General features: G+C 53.2%; 16 protein-coding genes and 1 riboswitch. Of the genes, 6 read left to right on the top strand and 10 right to left on the bottom strand.

The annotated features are described in order from the left end of the window. From AC1931_RS07245 to AC1931_RS07220, 6 genes are all read left to right on the top strand, one after another. Entirely contained in the window at positions 1 to 471 is a 471-nt protein-coding gene (locus AC1931_RS07245; protein WP_483876576.1) for a cytochrome C, read from the top strand. A gap of 18 nt (positions 472 to 489) precedes the next feature. Continuing rightward, entirely contained in the window at positions 490 to 2862 is a 2373-nt protein-coding gene (locus tag AC1931_RS07240) for a hypothetical protein (protein ID WP_483876575.1), read from the top strand. A gap of 150 nt (positions 2863 to 3012) precedes the next feature. Further along, the gene (locus AC1931_RS07235; RefSeq protein WP_483876574.1) at positions 3013 to 3342 is read left to right on the top strand and encodes a helix-turn-helix domain-containing protein; all 330 of its coding nucleotides are present in this window, start codon (positions 3013 to 3015) and stop codon (positions 3340 to 3342) included. Between the two features lie 343 nt (positions 3343 to 3685). Continuing rightward, complete coding sequence (locus AC1931_RS07230; RefSeq protein WP_483876573.1) at positions 3686 to 4477, top strand: cytochrome c3 family protein; 792 nt, start codon at positions 3686 to 3688, stop codon at positions 4475 to 4477. Positions 4478 to 4550: 73 nt separating this feature from the next. Next, positions 4551 to 4625, top strand: a riboswitch (cyclic di-GMP riboswitch). 77 nt (positions 4626 to 4702) lie between these two features. Next, positions 4703 to 6160 (top strand): sensor domain-containing diguanylate cyclase, encoded by a 1458-nt coding sequence (locus tag AC1931_RS07225; RefSeq protein WP_483876572.1) that lies wholly within the window; start codon positions 4703 to 4705, stop codon positions 6158 to 6160. Further along, positions 6160 to 7899, top strand: a complete 1740-nt coding sequence (locus tag AC1931_RS07220) for a putative bifunctional diguanylate cyclase/phosphodiesterase (protein ID WP_483876571.1) — start codon at positions 6160 to 6162, stop codon at positions 7897 to 7899. Before AC1931_RS07225 ends, AC1931_RS07220 begins: the two co-directional genes overlap by 1 nt. 44 nt (positions 7900 to 7943) lie before the next feature. On the opposite strand, the gene gmd is transcribed toward AC1931_RS07220, so the two are convergent. From gmd to AC1931_RS07170, 10 genes are read right to left on the bottom strand one after another with little or no spacing between them, the layout of a single operon-like run. Beyond that, positions 7944 to 9059 carry a GDP-mannose 4,6-dehydratase gene (gmd, locus tag AC1931_RS07215; protein WP_483876570.1) on the bottom strand — a complete coding sequence of 372 codons (1116 nt, stop codon included), beginning with the start codon at positions 9057 to 9059 and terminating at the stop codon, positions 7944 to 7946. 31 nt (positions 9060 to 9090) lie between these two features. Then, positions 9091 to 10158: a DUF2304 family protein gene (locus AC1931_RS07210; RefSeq protein ID WP_483876569.1), complete on the bottom strand. Its 1068-nt coding sequence runs from the start codon at positions 10156 to 10158 to the stop codon at positions 9091 to 9093. Positions 10159 to 10193: 35 nt separating this feature from the next. Continuing rightward, positions 10194 to 11225 carry a glycosyltransferase family 2 protein gene (locus AC1931_RS07205; RefSeq protein WP_483876568.1) on the bottom strand — a complete coding sequence of 344 codons (1032 nt, stop codon included), beginning with the start codon at positions 11223 to 11225 and terminating at the stop codon, positions 10194 to 10196. Next, the gene (locus AC1931_RS07200; RefSeq protein ID WP_483876567.1) at positions 11218 to 12375 is read right to left on the bottom strand and encodes a glycosyltransferase family 4 protein; all 1158 of its coding nucleotides are present in this window, start codon (positions 12373 to 12375) and stop codon (positions 11218 to 11220) included. Before AC1931_RS07200 ends, AC1931_RS07205 begins: the two co-directional genes overlap by 8 nt. A gap of 41 nt (positions 12376 to 12416) precedes the next feature. Then, on the bottom strand, positions 12417 to 13541 hold the full coding sequence (locus AC1931_RS07195; protein ID WP_483876566.1) for a glycosyltransferase family 4 protein: 1125 nt from the start codon (positions 13539 to 13541) through the stop codon (positions 12417 to 12419). After that, positions 13541 to 14737, bottom strand: a complete 1197-nt coding sequence (locus tag AC1931_RS07190; RefSeq protein ID WP_483876565.1) for a glycosyltransferase family 4 protein — start codon at positions 14735 to 14737, stop codon at positions 13541 to 13543. Before AC1931_RS07190 ends, AC1931_RS07195 begins: the two co-directional genes overlap by 1 nt. Continuing rightward, positions 14734 to 15507 (bottom strand): class I SAM-dependent DNA methyltransferase, encoded by a 774-nt coding sequence (locus AC1931_RS07185; protein WP_483876564.1) that lies wholly within the window; start codon positions 15505 to 15507, stop codon positions 14734 to 14736. Before AC1931_RS07185 ends, AC1931_RS07190 begins: the two co-directional genes overlap by 4 nt. A 27-nt stretch (positions 15508 to 15534) precedes the next feature. Then, positions 15535 to 16656 carry a DegT/DnrJ/EryC1/StrS family aminotransferase gene (locus AC1931_RS07180; RefSeq protein WP_483876563.1) on the bottom strand — a complete coding sequence of 374 codons (1122 nt, stop codon included), beginning with the start codon at positions 16654 to 16656 and terminating at the stop codon, positions 15535 to 15537. Further along, the gene (locus AC1931_RS07175) at positions 16653 to 17051 is read right to left on the bottom strand and encodes a cupin domain-containing protein (RefSeq protein WP_483876562.1); all 399 of its coding nucleotides are present in this window, start codon (positions 17049 to 17051) and stop codon (positions 16653 to 16655) included. Before AC1931_RS07175 ends, AC1931_RS07180 begins: the two co-directional genes overlap by 4 nt. A 23-nt stretch (positions 17052 to 17074) precedes the next feature. Further along, positions 17075 to 18295 carry a methyltransferase domain-containing protein gene (locus AC1931_RS07170; protein WP_483876561.1) on the bottom strand — a complete coding sequence of 407 codons (1221 nt, stop codon included), beginning with the start codon at positions 18293 to 18295 and terminating at the stop codon, positions 17075 to 17077. Positions 18296 to 18301: the final 6 nt, after the last annotated feature.

Raw genomic sequence — 18301 nt, 5'->3', positions numbered from 1 at the left:
ATGTATAAGAATTTCTGGATACTGGGCGCACTACTTCTGCTGATGCTGATGCTCGCAGCGTGCGCCGCATTGGACAGCGGCTCCAACCTGCCAGCAGGTCATATATCGAGCGAAGATCTGGGAATGCCACTAACAACCTGCACTGCCTGCCACGAAGCGCGGTCTGATACCCTGGCTTTCGGTAGCTTTGACCACACCCCAACCTGGATGACATCGCACAAATATCAGGGTTACCAAAACGAAGCCGTTTGTTCTCTGTGTCATCAGACCAGCTACTGCAATAGTTGCCACGCCAGTGAGCTTGAACTCAAACCCTCCGAGAGAAACCCACTGGAAAAAACCCAGCAAATGCCACACCGTGGAGATTACCTCTCCCGCCACCGCATTGATGGCCGGATCGATCCAACATCCTGTTTCCGGTGCCATGGTAATCCTAAAGCGGCTAAAACTTGTGCACCCTGCCACGGGTAGGACGAAAGGGAGGTTTGAATGTTGAAAAAATCCTGGTTGTTCTTACTAGCGTTGCCGGCGATGCTGCTGGTTGCTGGCTGCTCCGATGGAAATCCGAATGCGCCGTTAGGCGCTCATCCCGACGGCTGGTTTGTGGACCATCGCGCGACGGCTGATAGCAACGAATGCAGCAACTGTCATGGTGTTGACCTAAAGGGCAGCGGCGGAGCGCCGAGCTGCTTTTCGGCCACCTTTGACGGTCGGGGTTGCCATGCCAGCGGGCCAGGACAGGCAACTCACCCCTTGGATGGGACTTATCTTATTGGCAGCAACCACGGCCCCGACGCCAAGGCTGATTTGACCTCATGCCAGGTCTGCCACTCCGACAATCCGACCGGTGGGCCAGGAAGCAACCCGCGTTTCAATGTCGGCATTGGTGGCAACGGTTGTGAAGGTTGCCACGGCGCGGACTATGCCCACCCGCAAGCCTGGGCCGGTCCCAACAGCACCTTCCACTATTCGGCGGGCAACCTCCAGGAGGCCTGCACCCTGTGCCACGGTGCGGTCCTCGACGGTAGCGGTGGGGTGGGCAGCAATTGTCTGGGCTGCCACGCCGAGACTGCTGACTTCACCTTGGATTGCAGTGCCTGCCACGGTATGCCGCCGGATGGGGCGGCTGATTTCGATGTGCCTATTGCTGTTGCCCATGGCGGGGTTTCTGATGTTGCCCTCCATAATACCTGCACTATCTGCCACGGCGTGAAGGAGTCTACGGTCGGTGGAACCTTCTCAACCGTTTCCGCGTATGCTTCCTTTGACAAGGCCAATGATATCAATGGGGACCATTGGGACGGCAATATCAATATGAGCAGTGACGCTGATTATAATGAGACTAATTTTGGCTGTGACGCGGCCGGTTGCCACGGTAACGACGCGGCCTACCAGCTGTCGGATTCCGGTCTGCCGGTGGAACTGGGGGCCTATGGCAGCGGAGGCGGTGGCGGCGCGGTTCCGCATCCCCTCAATGGCACCTATCTTCTGGGCGCCAACCACGGCCCCGACGCCAAGACCGATTTGACCTCCTGTCAGGCATGTCACTCTGACAATCCGACCGGTGGGCCAGGTAGCAATCCCCGTTTCAATGTTGGCATCGGTAGTGTCGGCAACAACGGTTGTGAGAGTTGCCACGGTGTGGAGTATGCTCACCCGCAGGTCTGGGCCGGCCCCGACAACGATGTTTACCATTATCTAGCCGGAAATATCGACAATGCCTGCACCCTTTGCCATGGTGTCGACCTAGATGGAGTCGGTGGCGTCGGTATCAGTTGCTTGAGCTGTCATGCTGAAGCCGTGACCTTCGCTCTCGACTGCGCCAGTTGCCACCTCTACCCGCCCGACGGGACCACCCCCGAGCCGCAAATTTCCGACCTCGGCGGGCAGTTGGTCGCACACGGGGGGGCCGCGAACGTGGCTTCCCACGATGAATGCGCTATCTGCCACGGCGTCAAGAGCAGTGCTTCCTCATCCAGCGGGGCACTCACACCTAATGCCAACTATCGGACTTTCGACCCCCTCACCGGGGCCATTGGCGATCACTGGAACGGCCAGATCAACATGAACGGACCGTCACCGGACACTGGCACCGGCTACAACGAGAGTAATTTCGGCTGCGACAATGCTGGTTGTCACGTCAACGACTCCGACTACCAGCTCTCCGATTCCGCCTTGACGGTTCAATTCGGCGACTACGGATCAGCTGGCGCACCCCACGCCATGGATGGATCCTTCTTGCCACCCAGCGCTCACGGAGACACTGCCAAAGCGGATCTGGCCAGCTGCAAGTTGTGCCACGGGCAAACAACCGACACAAACCCGCGCTATAATGTCGGCATTAACAGCATTAGCAGCACGGGTTGCGAGGGTTGCCATAACGACTTTACCGCCCATCCCTCGCAAGGAACTCGTGAATCGGTCCAATGGTACGATCTCGGTTTCCGTCATAGCACCGGCGCCAAGGCGACCTTCCAGACTGCATGCGGAGTTTGCCATCCAGGCATCGGAGGTTCCGGCACCGTAGGTCCGGCCTGCACCAGCTGCCATGTGGCCAATCCGGTGATTAATAATAGTGGTTGTGTCTCCTGTCACAATCTACCCCCCAATGGAAGTGGAATTGCCGGAAACGGTTCACCGAACAGGAGAGGAGAACATGGAGGAGACCACAACGTGAGCTGCACGATTTGCCATGGAAGCCCTTATGGGCCTGGGAACGCTAACCACTTCGACCAGAATTTCCCCGCTACGGTCATCATGACGGGCGTTGGTGCCGCTATTACGATCAACCAGACCGGGACTAACACCACCTGCAGCGGTAGCTGTCACGGAGAAAACCATAGTGGTGATAGTTGGTATTGATGCAATGGAGGCGAGTCTGGCCTTTGGACTGTCGGTAAACTCTAGTTCAGAGTGCACCAGCTGTTAAGATGATTAGAAAATAAGAAGGACATGATGAGGTTTCTGAAATGTTGGAAGTACCACCAACCAACGCTGCAGAAGGAGCTCATCATGTCCTACCAACAGCTTACTGCAAAAGAACGTTTTTTCATCGAACTTCTGCTTCTCATGCGGCTGAGTTTCTTGGCCATTGGACGCGAACTCGGTCGTGGTGATACGACGATCAGCCACGAAATCGGGCGTAAACTTCGGGGTGACCTGTATTGCGGCTTGATCGCGGACAAGAAGGCGATCACCAAACGCTCTATCCAGCGGCATCATCGTCGCCAGACACATCAACCCCTGGTGACGTATGTCGAAGAGAAACTGATATGGGATTGGTCACCGAAACAGATTACTCATCGGTTACCAATCCACTGCCCCCAGGATGAACGCATGTGAGATAAGAGCGGGGCTTTGCGGACAGGCTTTGTCCTGATTCTGATCGTTGCCGGGCTGCTCTGCCAGCGCCTGCGTTGAATCATGATGACCGGCTCGACAAGGTTATTTCACCGTATTTCCCGGATCAAAATGTGATTTTTTTCAGCGAAATCACCAACCCTATTGTTGCCATCACTGACAACCCGCTGAACTAAAGACATTTTACCTGGCCCCTCTGGATGGTCTGCTTATTGCAATTATGATTATTGTGAAATTAATTTTATGTGGTATGATCCCTCATTAATTTCCGACATTCGTGCTGCCACCACGAATTCCAACCGCAAAAATTTAATGAGGAGGTTTCATGTTGATCTGTCGTTCCATGCACACATTTTTTCTCACCCTGTTCCTGTCGGGCGCGCTATTTATTGTTTTTTGCGCTCCTGTATTCGCCAACACCCTCACCGTTGACGATTGTATCAAATGCCACGCCCTGGAAACCCGTCAGGTTGCCGATGACGGAGCCGCACACCAGCAGGCCATCAACTGTCTAGACTGCCACGTCCAGCATCGCCCCATGAGTGCCAACAATATCCCCTCCTGTGCGGACTGCCACGTGGGGACGGACCATTACGCGCTGAACACCTGCAATGGATGTCATAATCCGCATCAACCCCTCAAGGTCACCCTGACCGGCGAACTGAAAATGGAATGCCTGACCTGCCACGATCAGCAGGGCAAGGAAATGGACGCCAACCCGAGCGTCCACAGTCAGGTTTCCTGTAACTACTGTCATGCCGACACGCATGGCTACACGCCGGACTGCATGACCTGCCATGCATCACATTCGCCTGATATGGCGGTAACTGATTGTGCCACCTGTCACGCCGCACATCAGCCAACCCTGCTTGAATACCCGGCAACGACCGCCAATAATTTGTGTGCGGCCTGTCATGCCACCGCTTTTAGTGAACTGCAGGCAACCACGACCAAACACAGCACGACCGCCTGTGTAGACTGTCACGTTAACCAGCATGCGACCATCGCATCCTGCAACGACTGTCATGGTGAACCGCATGCCGCCGGCATTCATAGCAAGTTCCCGAACTGCGGCGACTGCCATAACACCGCGCATGATCTTAACAACCTGCAATAAGCCGGGGAGGAAAAACGACTTGATCCGGTGGCTTTACTTGCAGTAGGATGATAAAGATAATTTAATCTTAAAGGTCCGACAAAAGCAAACCCGGAGCAATTCGGGGACGCAAAACCACGGGTCCCAAAGGGACAGCCGGGTTGCCGAAGACGTTTTGACCCCTCTTCGGCACGAAGAGGGGTTTTTTTCTGTAGGTAGTTGTCATCCGGAATCCATGGAATACAGATGAGAAAAACTTCGACATTCGCTTTTTTCTGTATGCTGCTGACCGTCGTGCTGATTGGTTACAATCACCATCTGCAGAAAAAACTTGTGTTCAAGGAAAACGAAACGGCCATGGCCGGCATCCTGGGATCAGTTGAAGCGGACATCAAGCGCGCCGTCTTCGGGCTTGATCAGGTCTTTCACGGCTTGCAGAACTATCTTGGTGTCTGCGCTCAATCAGACGGTCGTAACCGACCGGAAATGAGTCACATCCTGGATGATCTGGTGGCACAAAACAACTACCTGGTTGGACTCAACATCATTGATTCCCATGGCGATGTTGTGCACGGCAACGGAGACATTGTCAGGCCGAACCTGGGACAACGCAATTTTTTTGCTGTACATGTTTCAGAAAAAACGGAAGGTCTCTATATCAGCCCGCCCCAGCCTTCCCTGATTTTCGACGATCAGTGGACAACCGGCATCAGCTGGGCAATCCGCCATCCGGACGGATCCCTTGATCGGGTGCTGGCAGGGATCATCGATCTGAAGTATTTTTTTCATTCCTATGCAGAACTCATCACCGAACCGGGATATTCCCTGACCATCCTCTCCTCACAAGGGCTGGTGTATTCCAGAATCCCTGAGCACAGCTCATCCGTGGGCCAACCCTATCCCGAACTCATCAGCGACGGAGACCTGCTAGCCAAGGCACAGCAACAGAAGTTGACATACTTAAAGAGCGGTGACGGCACGAGCGAAGCCGTGATGTTCAAGCAGATCGGAGACTTGCCACTTCTTATCCGGGTAGCCCGATCAGAAGACGCCATGCTGGCACCATGGCGGGACACCGGTCGTATCCTGACGTTGCTGGGCGTTGTCATTTGCCTGGCACTGCTCTATTTCGCGGTTGTAGCTATAAATTCCCAAAAAAAACAGCTGGCCACCATGGAGAAACTTCGGATTCAGTCATCGACCGATGAGTTGACCAGAGTCAGTAACCGTCGCCATTTTCTCGAAGAAGCACAGCTGGAAACAAAAAAGGCCCAGCGCAGTAAACTTCCCCTGTCACTGATCATGGCTGATCTCGACCACTTCAAAGAAGTCAATGATCAGTTCGGACACCATACCGGCGATATGGTGTTGCGGGAGTGCGCCGACCTGTTGAAAAAAACGTGCCGTGAAACCGATCTTGTCGGTCGCTTTGGTGGTGAAGAATTTGTGCTGCTCCTGCCGGCAACAGACCAAGCAGGGGCCCTGTCAATTGCGGAAAAAATTCGCCACATCATTGCAAACCATCAGTTCTACCATCAGCAGCGGGGGCTGAATATCACCGCCAGTTTCGGCGTTACCCAGGTAAGCACCGGCGAGGACGGACTCAATAACGCCCTGAAAAGGGCCGACAGCTTCCTCTATGCGGCAAAGGATGCCGGACGCAATACCATCCGCCCCATCCCGGATCGAAGGGATCCACGTTGATGAAAGAAAACGCTTTGTGCCTTAACCCGACAGATTCCTTCAGGGTGCTGATCGTTGATGACCAGCAGGCGCAGCGAAAGAGCGTCCAGCTGATGCTGCAGCTCAACGGTTATGAGGATGTCGATCTGGCCTCTGATGGGGAGGAGGCGATCAGAAAACTGCAGAGCGGCTGCTACCAGCTCCTGCTTCTCGATCTGCAGATGCCGGGCGCAACCGGCCTGCATGTGCTGGAGCATATCAGTCAGACAGGCAATGCCACCGAAACCATCGTACTGAGCGGCGAATCATCTTTCGAGTGGGTCAAGGAAGCCATGCGCCTGGGGGCGCATGATTATATCCGCAAACCCTATAAACCTGAAGCGCTTCTCAAAGCCATTATCAAAGCCCGGAAAAAATATTACGAAAAGCAGCAGCTGCAAAATCAACAAAAAAACATCCAGTACCTGGCCTATCATGATCTGCTGACAGGGTTACCCAACCGCACCCTCTTCATCGACAGGGTTAACCAGACCATTGCCCGCGCCCAGCGCCATGATCAACAGTTTGCCCTGTTATTCATTGACATGGACCGCTTCAAATCCATCAACGACGCCCTGGGGCACCTGATCGGCGATCGCGTCCTGCAACTGGTCGCCGGCAGAATCCTCGGTAGCCTGAGAGCCGAAGACACCCTGTGTCGTTTCGGTGGTGACGAATTTGCCCTGTTGCTGCCCGATATTTCCGATCAGCACAGTATCGCTACCGTGGCGAAAAAAATCATTGATGAAATCCGCAAGCCTTTTCTGGTCGATCAGCACCAGCTGCATCTGCGAGCGAGCCTTGGCGTCGCCGTTTATCCGACCACCGGCACGACCTGGGAAACCCTGCTTCATAATGCCGATGTCGCCATGTACCATGTCAAGTCCAGCAGCCGGGACAACTACTCTTTCTATACCGACTCCATGCAGAAAGAGACCCTCGCCAACGCTGCAGAGCGGGACCTGCAGCAAGCTCTGGTAGAAAACCAGTTCAAGGTGTATTTCCAGCCCCAATTCAATCCCCACACCAAGGTTGTCGTCGGTCTCGAAGCCCTGATCCGCCGCCACCACCCGCAGCGGGGAGTTATCTACCCTGGGGAGTTTTTAGTAAGTGCTGAAGAGACGAAACTACTGCTGACCATCGAAGCATTGGTGCTGCGTCAAGTGTGCGAAGCCCTGACCCAGTGGCAGCGTCAGGGCTTATCCACTATTCCAATTTCCCTCAATATTTCACCGACTCAGCTGGAACAGGAAAATTTTGTCGACAACATCCTTGGAACACTGAAAGAATTCAATCTCGGACCTGAACTTTTTGATCTGGAAATTACCGAGAAATGTCTGTTGAAGGGGCAAAAAACGGTCTTTAGCAATATACAAGCCTTACGTGATGCCGGCATGACCATCACCGTTGATGACTTCGGTCGCGGTTTTTTGCCCTTAAGCTACCTGCAATCTGTTCCTGTGAGTGCTTTGAAGATCGATCGCTCCTTTGTTCGCGAAGTCAGCAAAACACTCCGCAGTTCACGCCTGATTGACGGTATCGCGATGATGGCCAAAGGGATGCAGTTCAACCTGGCCGCCGACGGAGTCGAGGACCTGGAGCAACTGGACTACCTGGGCCAACTCGGCTGTGAAAAGGTTCAGGGGTATTTTTTCAGCGAAGCAGTGCCGCCGGAAAAGATAGCGCCATTGCTGGCCGGCAGAACAGTAGGTGGAATGTAACCAGAAGGATGTCAGCGGCGGCATAGCATCCCATCGAAAACTCATCAATACTCATTACCCTGGTAACCATTTCTATTTAAAAAAGCATACTTTCTGGCAATTTTAAGGTCTTCCGTGACCATTTCCGCACACATTTTCTCAACCCCGATCTCTGCCTTCCAACCAAGTTTTTCCCGAACTTTCGACGGATCTCCGAGAAGGGTCTCAACTTCTGTTGGACGAAAATATCCCGGATCAACGCGCAATACAATATCACCAGTTTTCAATGCCGGGGCTTTGTCACCTGTGATTTCCGTTACAACAGCCTGTTCTTCCACTCCGCTACCAACAAAATCCAGAAAGATGCCCAGTTCCCCCGCCGTCATCCGGACAAAATCGCGGACCGAGCACTGAACGCCAGTTGCAATAACAAAATCCTCCGGCTCATCCTGTTGCAGCATCAGCCACTGGGCGCGGACATAGTCACGGGCGTGCCCCCAGTCTCGCAACGCGTCCATATTCCCCATATACAGACAATCTTCCAGTCCCTGGGCGATATTACAAAGGCCCCTGGTGATCTTACGGGTCACAAAGGTTTCCCCCCTGCGTGGTGATTCATGATTGAAGAGAATCCCGTTGCAGGCATACATCCCGTAAGCCTCGCGATAATTGACCGTAGTCCAGTAGGCATAGAGCTTGGCCACGGCATAGGGCGAACGCGGATAAAAGGGGGTGGTTTCTTTCTGCGGCGTCTCCTGAACCAGTCCGAACAACTCAGAGGTTGACGCCTGGTAATAACGGGTTTTTTTCTCCAACCCGAGCAGACGGATCGCTTCGAGCAGGCGCAAAGCGCCAAGGGCATCAACATCAGCCGTATATTCCGGTGATTCAAAACTCACTGACACGTGCGACTGTGCTCCCAGGTTATAAACCTCGTCCGGCTGAATCTGCTGCAGGATTCGGGTCAGGTTGGATGCATCGGTCAGGTCACCATAGTGGAGGAAGAACCTGGTGTCCTCATTATGCGGATCCTGATAAATATGATCGACCCGCTGGGTATTAAAGAGCGACGCGCGACGCTTGATACCATGTACCTCATACCCTTTTTCGAGCAATAACTCCGCAAGGTAGGAACCATCCTGCCCCGTTACTCCGGTTATCAGTGCCTTTTTTTCAACCATATTCAATCCTCTTGTCGTTAAAAGGTGTTTTTTAGTTTTTTTTCATCAAGGGTTTGCGCAGGGCCGTCATCAAAACCGCCAGAATCACCTTGATCATATAATAAGCCCCGCGAATCCCGGCAATCGAAGACCCGCCACCCTGGCGTTCGCGCATCTCAACCGCCACCTCGGAAATGCGAAACCCATTCTTTCCCAGCAAAATGACGGCTTCCGGCTCCGGATAATCGACCGGATAATGCTGCGCGAGGAATTCAATTGCCCGGCGGTCATAGAGCCGAAAACCAGAGGTGTTATCTGTCACCCGCTGACCAATCAACAATGAATTGAGCCCGTCGAAAACGCGGATCCCCAGCCTGCGGACAAAGGTCGAACGAAACCCTGCAGTGCGGCCGATAAAACGCGATCCGATGACTAAATTGCTGCCTGAAGCTTCAAGGGCGTTCAGCAGCTTTGAAATTTCTCCAGCCAGATGCTGGCCATCCCCGTCAAATTGCATTGCCCGCTGATAACCGCGACGGGCTGCATATTTGAAACCGGTCTGCACCGCACCGCCGATGCCCAGATTTTTCGGCAGGTCAATCACGGCAACATCATCATAGCGGCGGGCCGCTTTGGACGTTCCGTCGCTGGAGCCATCATTCACCACCAGGATGTCAAGACCACAATCTGCACTTTGCAGATCCTCGATGACTCTGGCGATATTATCAGCTTCATTAAAAGCCGGTACGATGATCAGCAGTTCATGACAACGCTCACCGGGACTCAGTCGCCCCAGCCCCATTTCCTGAATCAGCTCCTTATTTTGATCCGAAAGCCGGGTCACGACAACGGTTATGTGGATCAGCAACAAAAAAGTAAAGCCGGTGGTCATCAGGGTCAACACGCTGGGAGGATAAGCGATCCCGAACAGGCTTCCCAGGCGATCGATGGCGTGCCGATCAAGGGACAGGTACAACAGAAAGAAGCTCATAGTGAACCAGAGGATCGAATATTCCTCTTTCACCCGCCGATTTTTCACCAGACTGAAAATGAAAAAAAAGATAAACAGGCTGAAAATGATGGAGAAGAACTGGATTCTGTCGAAAACAAATACCGGCATAATAGTCCGCCCAGGGTCAGGATGTGAAATGAAGGTCAGTCGTAATCCAGCAATTCTCTGAAACTGATCCGATGCCGTGCCATCAAAGCACTAAAATCCTTCGTGGAACGTATTCGTATCATCATCAGTGCACGGCGTTTTGCAAAAACACGGCGAGCACCCTTGAGGGCATCAAAAGATGCCCTGAAAATTGCCTTGATCAACAACCACTGCGAGGTTTCGGTGCGAAACTCACCACCGGTGCCGCCACCGCCCACGACAGCCCGTACCTGTTCAAGATAGCGCATAAAGGTAAAAACCGGCAGCAGCAGCAGTTGCCCCACAGAAAAGTTTTTCAATGCCACCCAGTAGTGATTGCGCTCCACCAGGTAGACCTTGAAGGGAGACAATTTTCCGGAGGTCTGTGAATATTTATGGTACACAACCGCATTCGTCGCCGCGACCGCATCCCAGCCCGCCAGCAACCCCCGCAATCCCAGGTCGACGTCCTCGGCATAGGCAAAAAAATCATCGTCAAAAAAGCCAACCTCGACAATCATGTCCCGCTTATACAGTGCCGCACAGGCGCTGGGGATAAGAATCTCTTCAATATCATGCATCTGTAAATCTGACCAGCGCCGGTTACGGTATTTGCCGCGCGCCATACCATCGCGGCAGATTCCCATCCCGATGGAATCGAGCCGGTCGGGGTCATCAAAAGAACAGATCCTTGAAGCGACCATCCCGACCTGCGGGCGGTTATCGGCAACCGCAACCAGCTGTTCCAGCCAGCCCTGAGCCACTCTGGTGTCATTATTCAGAGTAACGATATACTCACCGCCGGCCTGCTCAAAACCGCGATTATTGCCGGTAGCAAAACCGGTATTTTCTGCCAGGCAGACCAGTTTCACCCATGGGTATTTTTCACTGACGAGCGCGACGGAAGCATCCACCGAGCCATTATCGACCAGTACCACCTCAAAGTCACGGAAGGTCTGGTCCTGCAAACTGTCGAGACACACCTCCAGATGATTTAGTCCATTCCAGTTAACAATAATGATCGAAACCTTAGCCCTCAGTTCAGTCATCAAGCACATCCGTCTGGTTTCTATCAACAAGGTCCATAAGCACTGACTCAAGATGCAAGCCGATGCTATCCCAGCTGTATCCTTCCAATACCTTGGCTCTTGCTCTTCGCCCCATGACGCTTCTTGTTTCCGGACTATTCGCAAGAAATTCAATTTTAGATTTTAGATCGTCCACATCGCCGACCCGCACCACCAGTCCATCGTTGCCATCATCAACCAGCTGCGAGGGTCCGGGAAGTGATGAAACAATCGCCGGCATCCCAGTGGCCATGGCTTCAAGAACCACCAGCCCGAAGGATTCGGAATAGGTAGAAGGCAACACCAGAAAATCCCCAAGGCGATAGTGATCAGGCAATTCACCCGCCGGCGATTGCGGCCCGGCAAAAATCACTCTATCTTCAATCCCCAGGTCGCCAACCTGTGAGCGGATAGCCTGTTCCTCATAACCACCGCCGACAATCAGCAGGACAATGCGAGGGTCGTCTATTTGCGCTATGGCCTGAACCAGCAGATGTAATCCTTTAAAAGGCTGCAGATTCCCGACAAACAGAACGACCAATTTACCCTGCAGTTGATATTTTTCAACCAGGCGCGCATCTCTTGTTCCCGGCAAAAAACGGTCCACATCGACACCGTTCGGCAGATCAACTACTTTTGACCAATCCATCCGCTTGCCGAATCTGGAACTCGCCAGGTGAGCTCTGGTCAGCGCACCGATTCCGGAAGCGCCCTTGATGATCAGTGGTGCCATCATGGTTTCATAGCTTTTTAAAGCCACTTTTTTGATAAAGGAATCACCTTCGACATCCATATGATAGGTCAATAAATATTTTTTTTTGTGTAACCGGGCAGCCAGCCAGACATACTCTGCACCGCCGAAAAAAGGATAGTGCAGATGCACAATATCGAAATTTTTCAACCGTTGTACAAGTTGCGGCACAATCCCGGCATCACCCGGACGAACAAAGGTCTTGAGCCGGTCAACCTGAAATGGAAACACCCCATCGTCATAATCCCGGCGACCATGATCAAGTGTAAATACCGTCACCTCATGCCCGCGCTTTGCCAGTTCACGGGCATTATGGTAACAGACGTAACCCATCCCGCCATGATGCGGGGGAAATGTTGCGACCAGTTCAGCAATTTTCACGATAGATAGATCCCGTCATTCCAGTTCATCAAAATTACTAATCACTCTAACAGTCGCTTAAAAACATCCAGCGTACCTTCCGCAGTTTTCAGCCAGCTGAATTCGGCAAAGCGCGCGCGCCCTTTTTGTTGTAAATCCTCACGTAATACATCGTCTTCAAAAACTCTCAGCATACTTGCGGAAATAGCATCAACCGAAAAGGGGTCAACCAGCAATGCTGCATCGCCGGCAACCTCGGGAAGGGCACTGACGTTCGACGTAATCACCGGGGTGCCGTAACTCATGGCCTCAAGTACGGGAAGCCCGAACCCCTCATAAAGCGACGGAAACAGCAGTGCCAGCGCCTCCTGATAAAAACTCCCAAGCTCTTGATCCGTAAGAAAATCGGTAAACACAATCCCGCTGTCATCACCACTTGAGCTAATAACAGTCTGTAACTCCTGCTGCGCTCCCCAGGATGGCGGACCAACGATAACCAGTTCTGATTGTGGATGACGACGGTGAACAATTCCAAAGGCTTCAATCACCCGCCGAATATTCTTGCGCGGATGCAGCGCTCCGACGTACAAAAAATAGGGTTGATGCACACCGAAGCGCTTGAGTAGGCCTTGAGCTTCATCCGAGGAACTCAAGTCTGGTGGGTGAGCACCGTTGGGAGTGACATGGATTTTCTCCGGGGGCAACCGGTAATAACGCTGCAGGTCAGCAGCAGAGGTTTGACTGACCGTCAAAATCGCATCGCAGGTTTTCCCGGCATGAGCAATCAGAGTCGAGAATACCAACCTGGATAACAGAGGCTGTGTCTCCGGGTAGATCGCAGGGAGGGTGTCGTGGATGGTTGTCACTTTTTTGTATGCACCACGGGGAGATAAAAATGGCGCAATCCCGCAGGGGTCATGGAGAATATCCAACTTTAATCTGCAAGCAGCCCGATGTAACTCTATATTCCCCAGGGTCGCCGCAAGGGGAAGTTTCTTTAAATGGGGGACGGGATAAACCGGAAACTCGCGATACCACGGATGCTCCGAGTCGGTATAAGGATTTAACAAAATTATTTCAAGGGAGGGATCTAGCTGTTTCAGCGCTCTCGTCAATTCGATCGTATACCGGGCGATGCCGGTCATTCGAATCCCATAAATCCCATAAGTGAAAATGCCGATTTTCATTAAGTTGTCATCGTCCTTTTGAAAACGAGACCCTCAACAATCTCACCCAGACGGCCATTAAACTGTTGTTCCTGCCATGCTGCCGCCCTCTCGCTAGCTCTTTCGATCAGCTCACTGTATAACTCATCATCCCCCCACAGCCTGCGCATACAGTCCGCCATCTCCTCAACAGAATCCTGATGAAACACCAATGCGGCATTGCCGACGCGGTCCGGCATACAGGTGACTTCAGCTAGCGCCATCGGGCAACCCAACGCCAAGGCTTCCAAAGGCGGCAGATTGGTCGGGCCATAGCAACTGGCATAAATCAATGCACGGGCGCGACGGTAAAACTCGGGCATATCGGCGTCGGGAACATAGCCGGGCAAAATAACATCGTCCTGCAATCCCAACTCCTCAATCAATTGCTTGACTGAATCCCAGGCGTTCTTTTTGGATCCGACAAAAACAAACTTCAGATCCGGCAATTCCGGTTTCAACAATGCCATGGCACGTAGCAGGTTTTTGTGATTTTTATGCTCCCAGAATTGCGCCGGATAAAAGAAAAACTTCTCCGGCAACTGATAACGCTGATCAAATCCTGCAGGTGTCTGCGTTTCATAAATATAGCGGGGCACTATCATAGGCATTACATGCAAGCGTTCCTCGGCCACCTGATAGGATTCCATCACCTGGTGCTTATCAATCTCGGACAGAACGATAATCCCTCTGGCCCAGCGGCAGATGTTGGCATAAGTGGGGATCCGGTACAGCAGCTCCCAGCGCGATGCCGCTTCGGGAAAGTTGCGCCCATCATAACGATGAACAACATCAAGGATCGTCACCAGTGCCGGAACCGGCACCTGAAAGCTGCGGGCATCCTGCGCCGGGAAAATCCACAGATCGCATTTCTGCCGCAACATGGCCCTGGCCATGGGGAAAATCAGCGGACTGAGGCTACGCCACAACCCCATGGGCAAACGCAGCTGCAGCCAGGCCAGCCCCACTGCCCGCCCCCAGAAACCTCTTGGGATATGAACAATTTCCAGGTCAGGATAATGGGACAGATAATCCAGCCACTGATCCGACGCATACCCGACAACAACCCGGAATCGATCACGCGGCAAAGCTGCCACCGCATCGAGCATGGTCTGGCAGTACTGGAAAGTGCCGCCGAAATGAGGGGGCGTTTCGAGAAAAAGGCCTATCTTTTTCACGCCGGACGCTTTCGTGCCACAATAGTGATATTCCAGTCATCCGGTTCAAGCCCGTCTTTGAGAAAACCACTGCGGTGAATCAGATCGAACCCGGCAAGCTCCAGGTAACTTTCCATCTCGCGAAAAAAAAAGTAACGTACCAGGTGCTGCTCCGTAAACTCATGGCGTTTAGCCCCGGAATCGCTGCATTCAAAATGAAAATTCACTTCGGCAAGCTGGTTGATCAGGTCGAGACTGGTCGTCGAGGTTCTGATCACCTCCAGTGGTCCGCGCCGTTTACGCAACTCGCGCCGGGGTGAATAGTCCTTGACGACGGCGTTGCCATTCCAGTAGTCGAAGATGAACAGTCCACCCGGCTTCAGTAACCCGTTGATATTGCCCAGAGCTTTGAATAAATCCTGATGAGTTGTCAGGTAACAGATCGCTGAAAACATGGAAACAACCGCATCATAATTCCTGGCGATTCGGTCGGCGTCCTGAAACGACCGGTTGTAAAACACCGCTGCGCTGCCACGCTCTAATGCCGCCGCTTGCGCCCGCTGAATCATTGCTGCGGACAGATCGCTCCCCTCTACCTGATAACCCATGGCCTCCAGCTCGAAACAATGGCGACCAGTGCCGCAGGCCAGATCCAGCACCCTGCAGACAGAAGTGGTGGGATCCGCGTAGCGCCTGAGCAAAACGTCAACAAACAAGGATTCCTCTCGATAGGGTTTATCCTCATAGAGCAGATCGTAAACTTCTGAATAGTCCGCAAAAATATCACTCATGGCAGGCAACACCTCTCATCGCCTGCTTCAGCAGGTGGCAATCGCCGCCAGCAGACGTTCGACAACCAGGGTAATCTCCTGCCTGTCGAGCACCGGCCCGGAGGGCAGATAAAATCCGCGCAAGGCGACCTCGTTGGCGCGAGGACAGTCCTCGCGCCGAATATGCCCTGCCAGGGGCAAATGCTCCTGCAGGTTGTAAGGGATAAAGGTTTCGCGGGTTTCAATGCCCTCGGCAGCCAGCCGGGTCATGATCGCCGGACGGGCATCAGCAGCCTTGCCTTTCAGGATAATGTGATACATCCAGAATATATTGCGGGCGTAATCTTTTTCGACCGGCAGTTGCACATCGACACAATCGACCAACAACTCGGTATAGTCGGATGCCACCCGGCGCTTGAGGGCGAGGATGTCATCAATCTTTTCCAGTTGCGCACAACCGATCGCCGCCTGCAGATTGGTCATTCGGTAGTTGTAGCCGATGGCACTGTGCATAAATTTGTTATCCGTACCGAAGGCCAAGGATTTCAGGGACCGCATTTTTTCGGCCAGGACAGCATCGTTGGTAATACACATGCCCCCTTCGCCGGTGGTAATTACCTTGTTGGCGTAAAAGCTGAAGCAACCGATGGTTCCCAAACTGCCGACTTTGCGCCCCCGGTATTCAGCACCATGGGCCTGGGCGCAATCCTCAATGACCGCCAGATCGTGACGCTTTGCCACTTCAAGAATCGGATCCATATCAGCCGGGTGTCCGAACAGGTGGACCACCAGAATGGCCCTGGTCCGAGGAGTGATAAGATCTTCCAGCAGAGCAGGGTCCAGGTTCAGGGTATCGGCTTCGATATCGACGGGAATCGGAACGGCTCCAAGGTAATGGACAGCGAAGAAGCTCGCCATGTTGGTCATGGTCGATACCAGCACCTCATCCCCCGGCTTGACACCGGCCGCTGCCAGTGCCAGATGCAGGGCAGTGGTTCCGCTCGATACCGAGACGCCATGAGCGCTGCCGCAGTAGTCTGCAAAATTCCGTTCAAAACGCCCGAGGTGTTCCCCGAAAAAACCGGAAATGGCTCCGGCATCAAGGGCGTCAAGAACGTATCTGCGTTCCTGCTCGCCAAGAATCGGCTGCGCGACGGGGATTTTTTTCATACGGCCTCGTTACCGGACTCTTTGACCAGGGGCACCTCAAGCCGATAGGTATCGGTTTCGTACTGGGTTCCGGCTCGCGGCCCCTTACAGAAAGCCAGCAGTACCGAATCTTCCAGCGCTTCAAAGGCATGACTTTCCAGTGGCGGCGATGCAATCAGATCTCCCTTGACGACCAGGCTCTGCTCCACCGGGCCGCCCGGGACCTGGGCGTAATAGCGACAGCTGCCTTCCAGGATGTAAGTATACTGGGTGGTTTCTTTGTGAAAGTGATTACCGCGCACCGCTCCCTTGGCCGAAGTGATCAGGGTAAGTGAGTCGAAGGGAACATTTTCGACAATATCGGTGATGGCACCTCTGGCATCGGCAAAGGCCGGTTTTCTGTTTTCCAGTTTCATCGAGGGTTCCTTATATGTCAGGGTCAAACGATTCTTGGTTCGGGAATCGGGATAATAAACTTACCGCCGCGTTGGCGATATTCCGACAGGTTGGCCATGATCTCTTCAGCAAAGTTCCATGCCAGCAACAGGGCGTAATCAGGCATTTGATCGAGCAGGGCGTCATCGGAATAGACCGGAATATGCATCCCCGGTGTGAAACGGCCGATCTTGAGAGTCGATTTCTCGGTAACAAAATCAAGAGTTTCAGTTCCCAAGCGGCAATAATTAAGCAGGGTCATCCCCTTGGCCGGAGCGCTGACAGCAGCCAGTTTTTTACCTTCATGCTTCAGCTTGTGAAGCATCCAGGTCAGGGTCTGTCGGTTGTTTTCTACTGCCTGGGCGAATCCCTTAAGGACATCGCGACGATAGATGCCCTTCTCTTCCTCCCGCGCGATCATGGTCTCAAGCACCGCTGATAGCGGATGCTGGCCCCGGCGCGCCACGTAAACCCGGAACGACCCACCATGGATGTCGCGCTCTTCGATATGGAAAATCTCCATGCCGAACTTGGCAAAGAAGGGGACCAGGGGTTTTACCGAAAGATAGGAGAGGTGTTCATGATAGATCGTATCGTATTCAAGGTGCTCAATCAGATTAATAAAATAAGGGGCCTCAAAAACAAACACCCCGCGATCATTAAGCAGGGAGTCCACCGCCCGCATAAACGCATGCAGATCGTTGACATGAGCGAACACATTGGTGCCGGTTATCACCGTCGCCTGGCCATGACTTGCCTTGATCTTCCCGGCGACCTCTTCATCAAAAAATTCATTGATGGTTTCAATGCCCCGCCTTTCAGCAATCTGCACAATATTACTGGCCGGTTCAACCCCCAGAATCCGGGTGCCGTTATCCCGAAAAGCCCCCAGCAGTACCCCGACATTGCTGCCGATATCGATCACCAGATCGTCACCGCCCAACCCGAGGTGCTTCACAACCGTTGTCGCGAACTCATTCCAGTGCACTTGACCGGAACGGGTAATGGACGACTCGTAAGGATAATCATGCTGGTACAACACCTCAGGTGACACCACGTGACCAAGCTGGATAAAGCCGCAGTCCTCACAGGTCATCACATCAAGGGGATACCAGGTTTCCGGCTCCTGCAGTTGCTCACGGCGGAGGAATCCGTCCGCCGGTGGCGTAAAACCCAGATCAAGGAAACGGTGAAGCCGGGTGCTGTTACATAATCGACAGGCCATTTAACA

This window comes from Pelovirga sp. C15f (genome assembly GCF_057178085.1).
Note: the sequence above shows the minus strand (reverse complement) of the source record. Positions and strands in the feature narration are given on the sequence as shown.

Bases quoted from the DNA above. Each gene is read 5' to 3' on its own strand.
- AC1931_RS07205 (WP_483876568.1), bottom strand. From the start codon at position 11,225: ATGACTGAACTGAGGGCTAAGGTTTCGATCATTATTGTTAACTGGAAT.
- AC1931_RS07170 (WP_483876561.1), bottom strand. From the start codon at position 18,295: ATGGCCTGTCGATTATGTAACAGCACCCGGCTTCACCGTTTCCTTGAT.
- AC1931_RS07180 (WP_483876563.1), bottom strand. From the start codon at position 16,656: ATGAAAAAAATCCCCGTCGCGCAGCCGATTCTTGGCGAGCAGGAACGC.
- AC1931_RS07195 (WP_483876566.1), bottom strand. From the start codon at position 13,541: ATGAAAATCGGCATTTTCACTTATGGGATTTATGGGATTCGAATGACC.
- AC1931_RS07235 (WP_483876574.1), top strand. From the start codon at position 3,013: ATGTCCTACCAACAGCTTACTGCAAAAGAACGTTTTTTCATCGAACTT.
- AC1931_RS07175 (WP_483876562.1), bottom strand. From the start codon at position 17,051: ATGAAACTGGAAAACAGAAAACCGGCCTTTGCCGATGCCAGAGGTGCC.
- AC1931_RS07240 (WP_483876575.1), top strand. From the start codon at position 490: ATGTTGAAAAAATCCTGGTTGTTCTTACTAGCGTTGCCGGCGATGCTG.
- AC1931_RS07185 (WP_483876564.1), bottom strand. From the start codon at position 15,507: ATGAGTGATATTTTTGCGGACTATTCAGAAGTTTACGATCTGCTCTAT.
- AC1931_RS07210 (WP_483876569.1), bottom strand. From the start codon at position 10,158: ATGCCGGTATTTGTTTTCGACAGAATCCAGTTCTTCTCCATCATTTTC.
- AC1931_RS07220 (WP_483876571.1), top strand. From the start codon at position 6,160: ATGAAAGAAAACGCTTTGTGCCTTAACCCGACAGATTCCTTCAGGGTG.
- AC1931_RS07230 (WP_483876573.1), top strand. From the start codon at position 3,686: ATGTTGATCTGTCGTTCCATGCACACATTTTTTCTCACCCTGTTCCTG.
- gmd (WP_483876570.1), bottom strand. From the start codon at position 9,059: ATGGTTGAAAAAAAGGCACTGATAACCGGAGTAACGGGGCAGGATGGT.
- AC1931_RS07225 (WP_483876572.1), top strand. From the start codon at position 4,703: ATGAGAAAAACTTCGACATTCGCTTTTTTCTGTATGCTGCTGACCGTC.
- AC1931_RS07245 (WP_483876576.1), top strand. From the start codon at position 1: ATGTATAAGAATTTCTGGATACTGGGCGCACTACTTCTGCTGATGCTG.